This is a genomic window from Pyxidicoccus fallax (genome assembly GCF_012933655.1).
Taxonomy (GTDB): Bacteria; Myxococcota; Myxococcia; order Myxococcales; family Myxococcaceae; genus Myxococcus; species Myxococcus fallax.
The window spans coordinates 38,022-45,051 of sequence record NZ_JABBJJ010000061.1; the positions used below are offsets into that span (position 1 = coordinate 38,022).

At 71.2% G+C, this 7,030-nt stretch carries 5 protein-coding genes; 3 read left to right on the plus strand and 2 right to left on the minus strand.

The genetic code is table 11. The features are described from left to right. Positions 1-480: 480 nt before the first annotated feature. Positions 481-858 (minus strand): hypothetical protein, encoded by a 378-nt coding sequence (locus HG543_RS15515; protein ID WP_169345541.1) that lies wholly within the window; start codon positions 856-858, stop codon positions 481-483. 61 nt (positions 859-919) lie between these two features. After that, on the minus strand, positions 920-2,683 hold the full coding sequence (locus tag HG543_RS15520) for an ABC transporter transmembrane domain-containing protein (protein ID WP_169345542.1): 1,764 nt from the start codon (positions 2,681-2,683) through the stop codon (positions 920-922). 158 nt (positions 2,684-2,841) lie between these two features. Here HG543_RS15520 and HG543_RS15525 point away from each other — a divergent pair, with 158 nt between their 5' ends. From HG543_RS15525 to HG543_RS15535, 3 genes are all read left to right on the plus strand, one after another. Continuing rightward, positions 2,842-3,282: a hypothetical protein gene (locus HG543_RS15525; protein WP_169345543.1), complete on the plus strand. Its 441-nt coding sequence runs from the start codon at positions 2,842-2,844 to the stop codon at positions 3,280-3,282. Positions 3,283-3,381: 99 nt separating this feature from the next. Beyond that, positions 3,382-4,515 carry a molecular chaperone DnaJ gene (gene dnaJ / locus HG543_RS15530; RefSeq protein ID WP_169345544.1) on the plus strand — a complete coding sequence of 378 codons (1,134 nt, stop codon included), beginning with the start codon at positions 3,382-3,384 and terminating at the stop codon, positions 4,513-4,515. Between the two features lie 185 nt (positions 4,516-4,700). Beyond that, positions 4,701-6,866 (plus strand): penicillin-binding protein activator, encoded by a 2,166-nt coding sequence (locus HG543_RS15535; protein WP_246357049.1) that lies wholly within the window; start codon positions 4,701-4,703, stop codon positions 6,864-6,866. Positions 6,867-7,030 lie beyond the last annotated feature (164 nt).

Here is a 7,030-nt window from a genome sequence, read left to right on the forward strand (position 1 = left end):
GCGAAAGCCCCAGCAGCAGCGCCACGCTGGTCCACGCGCCCAACAGCCGCGGCGCCATGGAGTGGCCCGTGCTGACGGCCCGCGCCAGCCCCGCCTCCACCGCGTCCCCCGACGGCAGCGCCGCCATCGCCCGCTCCGCGAGCACGTCCGTGCCCAAGAGGCCCAGCATCCACGGCAGCGTCGCCATGCTCAGCATGACGGCCAGCGGCACCCGCCGCTCCATGCCCGTGCTCGCCAGCGCCAGCGACAACAGCGGCAGCTCCACCAGCAGCGCCAGCGCCACCACCGCGGCGAAGGGCCCCGCGGCCTCCACCGTCCGCGCCAGCTCGACCGAGCCGCGCATCAGTGGTGCGAGTGTGAAGCACCACAGCAACACCGTGATGGGCACGGCCGCCGCCACGGAAAGCCCGGGCGCGAGACGGAGCCGGAGAGGAACGAGCATTTCCAGAGAGAGTAGTCTCTCCAGGTAAGTCTGTGAATTCAGACTGGGGGACGACCGACCAGCCAGTAGATGACGCTGGAGAGGGCACCCACCACGGGCGACACGAGCACACCCAGCAGGTAGAGCCGGGGACACCCACCCTCGGCGCAGCCGATGCGGCCATAGGCGAGCGCGCCGCCCAGCAGGAGGGGCACGTGCATGCCCATGAGGAATACGCCCAGCCCCCGCAGCACGAGGCCGCGGTACCAGGTGCGCGTCCACAGGCGGAAGACGATGGGGACGAGCAGCAGCGTGACGGTGGCCGTGGCGGCCAGCGTCACCTGACGGGCCGACACCGCCACGCACGCCACGCCCGCGAGCACCAGCGCGGGCACGAGCAGCAGGGCGTTGAGGGACAGGGGCTCCCGGTAACGCATGGGACGGCCCCGACGCTGTCAGAGCGGCGGCGGGGAGGCAAGGCCGGGTTTCCCGCCGTGCTCACGCGGCGACGGCGCCCTCGCCCAGCAGCTGCGTGTACCGCCCGCGCCGCGCGAGCAGCTCCGCGTGCGTGCCGGCCTCCACCACCCGGCCGCCCTCCACCACGGCGATGACGTCCGCGTCGCGCACGGTGGACAGCCGGTGGGCGATGACGAGCACCGTGCGCCCCTTCATCAGCGCCGTCAGCCCCGCGCCCACCGCCGCCTCGCTCGCCGCGTCCAGCGCGCTCGTGGGTTCGTCCAGGAGCAGCACCGACGGCCGGCACAGGAAGGCTCGCGCCAGCACCAGCCGCTGACGTTGTCCACCCGACAGCCGGCCGCCGCGCTCGCCCACGGGCTCATCCAGCCCGCCCGGCAGCGAGCGCACGAAGTCCTCCGCGTGCGCCAGCCGCAAGGCCTCCCACAGCTCCTCGTCCGTGGCCTCGGGCTTCCCCAGCCGCAGGTTGTGGCGCACCGTCCCGGAGAAGAGGACGGGCTCCTGGGGCACCCACGCCACCTGGCCGCGCACACTCGACGGCTTCAGCCCCGACAGCGGCGCGCCGTCCCACAGCACGCGCCCGCCGGACGCGGGCAGAAAGCCCAGCAGCACGGAGAACAGGGTCGTCTTCCCCGCGCCGGACGGCCCCACCAGCGCCACGCGCGCGCCCGCGGGCACCACCAGGTCCACCCCGCGCAAGGCCTCGCGCCCGTCGGAGTACGTGGCGCGCACGCCCTCCAGCACCAGCGCCTTCGACAGCGGGCCGGCCGGCTCGCCCACGTCCGGCGGCGCCGGCTCGTCCGCGAGCGCGAACAGCCGCTCCGCCGCCACCAGCCCCGTCATCACCTGCGACAGCGTGCCGCTCAGCGACTTCACGGGTTGGTACAGGAGCAGCGCCGCCGCCATGAAGGACAGGAGCCGCCCGGCCAGCGCCGGGTCCGCCGCCACCGCGCGCGCGCCCCACGCCACCGCCATGGCCACGCCCGCGATGCCCAGCAGTTCCACCGTGGGGCTCACCGCGCCGCGCAGGAAGAGCGAGCGGCGCATCTCCGCCAGGTAGCGCTCCGCCTCCACGTCGAACGCCTCGGCCGCCCGCGCCTGTCCACCGAAGGCCTGCACCACCGGCAGGTTCTGCAGCTGCTCGGCCGTGAGCGCCGTCAGCGCCCCCAGCCGCTGCTGCGAGCGCGCGGCCACCTTCTTCAGAGAACGGGCGAAGCGGTTGATTGGCAGGACGGTGACGGGCACCACGATGAACGTGAAGAGGAAAAGCTTTGCATCGATGAGGAAGCAGGTGACCAGCAGCGCGACAATCTGCAGCCCATCCTTGATGTACGATGTCAGCGCCTGGGTCACCGCGAACTCCACCATCGGAACCTCCGAGGTGAAGCGCGTGAGCAGCTCTCCCGAGTGACGGCGCTCGAAGAACGCGGGCGGTTGGCCGAGCAGCCGGCCATAGAGGAAGCCGCGCAGGTCCGCCATCACGCGTTGGCCCAGCCGCTGCATCAGCCCGCCCTGGAGGAACTGGGCCGTGGCCTTCACCAGCGCCACCAGCACCACCAGCAGGGGCAGCCGCTCGAGGAGCGCATCCCCTGGCAGCGATACCCCGGCCACGGTGATGGGGTCGCCGGTGAGCACGGCGCGCAGGAGCGGGCCGACGACCCACGCGTACGCGGACGTGGCCGCCGCGGCGACGAGGGACGCGCTCACGCCCGCCACGAGCAGCGGGCGGTACGGGCGCAGGTAGCCGAGGAGTCGGCGGTAGACGTGAGGAGAAGGTCGGGGAGCCACTGTTCGGCGGCGGACTCTGTCACCGAGTCGCCGCGACGTCCAAGGCCAGTGGCGGTTGCTTCTTCATGCCCTGCCGCCTGCCCTGCCACCGGCCACCGAAGGCGAGCAGGCCAGTTCCGTTGCTCCCCTCCATCCCTGCGGACAGCTTCATGGGAGCCATGGAAACCAATAACGAAAAAGAGGCCCTGTTCAATCCGGGCTGCGAGCCGGTGGTGGAGGACGAGGAGCGCCGGCGGCTGCTGTGGCTCATGGCCGAGTACTTCCGGACCATCGGGTACACGGACATCAAGGCCCGCCTCCCCGGCTTCATGCCACCGCCCATCCTGTCGGGCACCATTGAAGACCACCGGCCCGACTTCACCTGCCGCCAGTCCGACTCCGCGCGCACGCCCATCATCCTGGAAATCGTCACACCCCACATGGTGGACGACCCCCTGGCGGAGAACCGCTGGAGCCTGCTGGCCAGCGCCGCGAAGCTGTACAACGCGGAGCTGCACTTCGTCGTCCCGAAGTGGGCCGCCAATGGACCGGTCGACCCGGGGCTCAAGCGTCGGCTGGCCCGCATGGAGCTGACGGCCAACCGCGTGTGGACCGTCTGATCCACACCCCCTGGATTGCTGGTGCGTTTCGCTGCGTTATAGTGGCCTAGAGTTCCACGCGTCAGCGAAAAGACCAGCAATTTCCAGGGGTTGTAACGAATGCCAGCGGCAGGCGGTCAGCAGAAGCGCGACTATTACGAGGTCCTGGGCGTCCAGAAGAACGTCTCCGCGCAGGAGCTCAAGAGCGCGTTTCGCAAGGTGGCGCTCCAGTACCACCCGGACCGCAATCCGGGGAACAAGGACGCCGAGGACAAGTTCAAGGAGGCCTCGGAAGCCTACGAAGTGCTGAGCGACCCGGAGCGGCGGGCGAAGTACGACCGCTTCGGCCACGCGGGCAACCCCTTCGAGGGGTTCGGCGGCGCCGGGGGCGGCGGCTTCCAGGGCGTCAACATCAACGACATCTTCGGCGAGATTTTCGGCGACATCTTCGGGGGAGCCCGGGGTGGACGCCGCACGAGCTCGCGTGGCGCGGACCTGCGCTACAACCTCGAAATCACCTTCGAGGAGGCGGCCTTCGGCTGCCGGCCCAAGGTGACGATTCCGCGCCCGAAGAAGTGCGAGACGTGCACCGGCTCCGGCAGCAAGAGCGGCGCGAGCCCCCGGCCGTGCTCCACGTGCGGCGGCGCCGGCGAGGTGCGCTACACGCAGGGCTTCTTCGCCGTGTCCCGCCCCTGCGGTGACTGCGGCGGCACCGGCGCGGTGGTGCCGGACCCCTGCCAGCGCTGCAAGGGCAGCGGCAAGGTGCCCTCGGAAGAGGTCATCGAGGTGGCCATCCCCGGCGGCGTGGACAACGGCACCCGCGTGCGCCTGGGCGGCATGGGCGAGCCCGGAGACCGCGGCGGCCCGCCGGGAGACCTCTACGTCACCGTCATCGTCAAGGAGCACCCGCTCTTCCAGCGCGAGGAGTACGAGGTCTTCTGCGAGGTGCCCATCTCCTTCACCCAGGCGGCCCTGGGCGCGAAAATCGACGTCCCCACGCTGGACGGGAAGGTGAAGATGACCATCCCCTCCGGCACCCAGTCCGGCAAGGTGTTCCGCCTCAAGGGCAAGGGCATCCCCCACCTGCACAGCCAGCAGCGCGGAGACCAGCACGTGCGCGTGGTGGTGGAGACGCCCACCGAGCTCACCTCCAAGCAGCGCGAGCTGCTGGAGAAGTTCGCCGAGGCCGCCGGCGAGGAGTCGCACCCGCAGTCCAAGAGCTTCTTCGCCAAGGTGAAGGAGCTGTTCGGCTGAGAACGCCCTGTGGGCCGGGGGCCACGCCTCGTGGCTCCCTGGCCGCGCGGGCGTGAAGCAGCCAACGCCCGCACGCCGGGCGGGCACGGGTACGGGCAGTGCACGGGGGAGGGGTTTCCCGGTGGAATCTTCACCCCGCTCCGTTGTCGACGGAGGCGCACCCCACTGCTATGCACCGCCCTGCCATGGACGTCCTTCCCATCCTGCGCCGCTCGCTCGCCGTCGCGCTGGCCCTGTCGTTGACGGCCTGCCCCAACCGGTCCACCCGTCCTCCCGCCGGAGGAGACACCGGCGAAGACGTCCCCACGGGAGACCCGTTCCCCAAGCGCCCCTCCGTGGAGGCGAAGAAGGACGCGGCCGCGGACGCCGCGCTCGCCCAGACGGTGCAGACGGCCCGGGCCGAGCCGGACAAGAAGAAGGCCGCCGAGGCCTTCCTCGCGGTGCGCAAGGCGTACCCCGCCACCACCGCGGGCCAGGACGCGCTCTACCAGGCCGGCGTCCTCTTCTTCGAGTCGAAGGACTTCGTCAACGCGCGCAAGTCCTTCAACGAGCTGCTCTTCGAGAACCCGCTGCACCCCCGCGCGGATGACGCCAAGCACAAGCTGGCCGTCGCCGCCATGGAGGTGGGCGCCTACCGCGACGCGTACCAGACGCTGTCCAGCCTCGCCGACCGCGCCGAGGGCGCCGAGAAGGCGCAGCTGCAGGCCGAGGCCGCCCGCGCCGCGGAGGGTGCCGGCCTGTACGGTCAGGCGCTGACGCTGGCGGTGGAGGAGGCCGGCCGCGCCCAGGGCCCCGAGGCCCAGGCCGCCGCGGTGGCCCGCGTGGAGTCGCTGGTGGAGGGCCGCGCGGACTTCGTGGACATCGCCCGCGTGGCGGAGGGGCTGTCCCCGTCCAACCCCGCCTGGCCCGTCATCACCTTCAAGCTGGCGCGCGTCTACTACCACCTGCGTGACTGGACGCGGCTGGAGGAGACGCTGAACCGCTTCCTCGCCCAGGCCCCCAACCACGCCTTCGCGCCGCAGGCCCGCGAGCTGCTGGCCCGCGCCACGCGCCGGGTGGAGGCGAAGCCGCGCACGGTGGGCGTGCTGCTGCCCATGACGGGCCGCTACCAGCCCATTGGCGAGGCGGTGCTGCGCGGCATCCAGCTGGGGCTGGAGGGCAGCAACATCGAGCTGGTGGTGAAGGACACGCAGGGCGACGTCAACAAGACGGGCCAGGCCATGGAGCAGCTCGCCTTCGACGAGGGCGCCATCGCCGTGCTGGGGCCCCTGCTGGCGGACGACTCCAAGCGCGCGGCGCTGGTGGCCGAGGAGCTCCAGATTCCCCTGCTGACCATGAGCCGCCAGGAAGGCATCACGGACATGGGTCCGTACGTCTTCCGCAACATGCTCACCAACTCCGCGCAGGCGACGGCCATCGCCGACTACGCGATGAACGTGAAGGGCTACAAGCGCTTCGCGCTGCTGTACCCGAACATCCCCTACGGCGTGGAGCTGGCGGACACCTTCTGGGACGAGGTCACCTCGCGCGGCGGCGCCATCCGCGGCGCGGAGCGCTACTCGCACGACCAGACGACCTTCACCAACGAGGCCAAGAAGCTGGTGGGCCGCTACTACCTGGAGGACCGCGGCGACTACGTGGGCGGCGTGCGCGACATCCAGGGGGAGAACCTGGACGCCTACCGCCGCCGCAAGGCGCTGGAGAAGGTGAAGGCCGGCGTGGAGCCCATCGTCGACTTCGACGCCATCTTCATGCCGGACGACTGGCGCCGCGTCAGCCTCGTGGCCCCCGCGCTGGCGGTGGAGGACATCGTCACCAACGCGTGCGACCCGCGCGATTTGGAGCGCATCCGCAAGACGACGGGCAAGAAGGAGCTGAAGACGGTGACGCTCTTCGGCGCCAACCAGTGGAGCAGCCCGAAGGGGCGCTCGGGCCTGCCGGAGCTGGTGGAGCGCGGCGGCAAGTTCGTCACCTGCTCGGTGTACGTGGACGGCTTCTTCGTGGACTCGCAGCGCCCGGCCACGCGCCGCTTCGTGCAGCAGTACCGCGAGGAGTACAAGCAGGAGACGGGCAGGGACCCGGGCCTCTTGGAGGCCATCGGCTACGACTCGGCGCGCATGCTGCGCCAGCTCATCGACGCGAAGCAGGGCGCGCCGCGCACCCGCGGCGAGATGCGTGACGCGCTGGCCAACCTGAAGGACTTCGACGGTGCCACCGGCCGCACCTCCTTCAACGAGAAGCGCGAGGCGGTGAAGCAGCTGTTCCTGCTGTCCATCGACAGCAAGGGCATCACCGAAATCAACGTGGAGAAGGAGAAGGCGGCGGCGGCCCGGGGAGGCTCGGGTTCATGAAGCCGGGCCGGAGGGCGGCGGCGCTGTTGGCGGGAGGACTGCTGGCGGCGCTGGGCGGCGGCTGCGCGCATGCGCCCCCCAGGCTGACGCCGGAGGTGGAGGCGCGGCTCACGGGCACGCCGGGAGGCTACGTCTCCGGGAAGGTGGCGGGGTGGGAGGTGGAG

What these genes read in the sequence shown, in the direction of transcription:
- HG543_RS15515 (WP_169345541.1), bottom strand. Translation starts at nt 858, where the DNA reads ATGCGTTACCGGGAGCCCCTGTCCCTCAACGCCCTGCTGCTCGTGCCC.
- HG543_RS15525 (WP_169345543.1), top strand. Translation starts at nt 2,842, where the DNA reads ATGGAAACCAATAACGAAAAAGAGGCCCTGTTCAATCCGGGCTGCGAG.
- dnaJ (WP_169345544.1), top strand. Translation starts at nt 3,382, where the DNA reads ATGCCAGCGGCAGGCGGTCAGCAGAAGCGCGACTATTACGAGGTCCTG.
- HG543_RS15535 (WP_246357049.1), top strand. Translation starts at nt 4,701, where the DNA reads ATGGACGTCCTTCCCATCCTGCGCCGCTCGCTCGCCGTCGCGCTGGCC.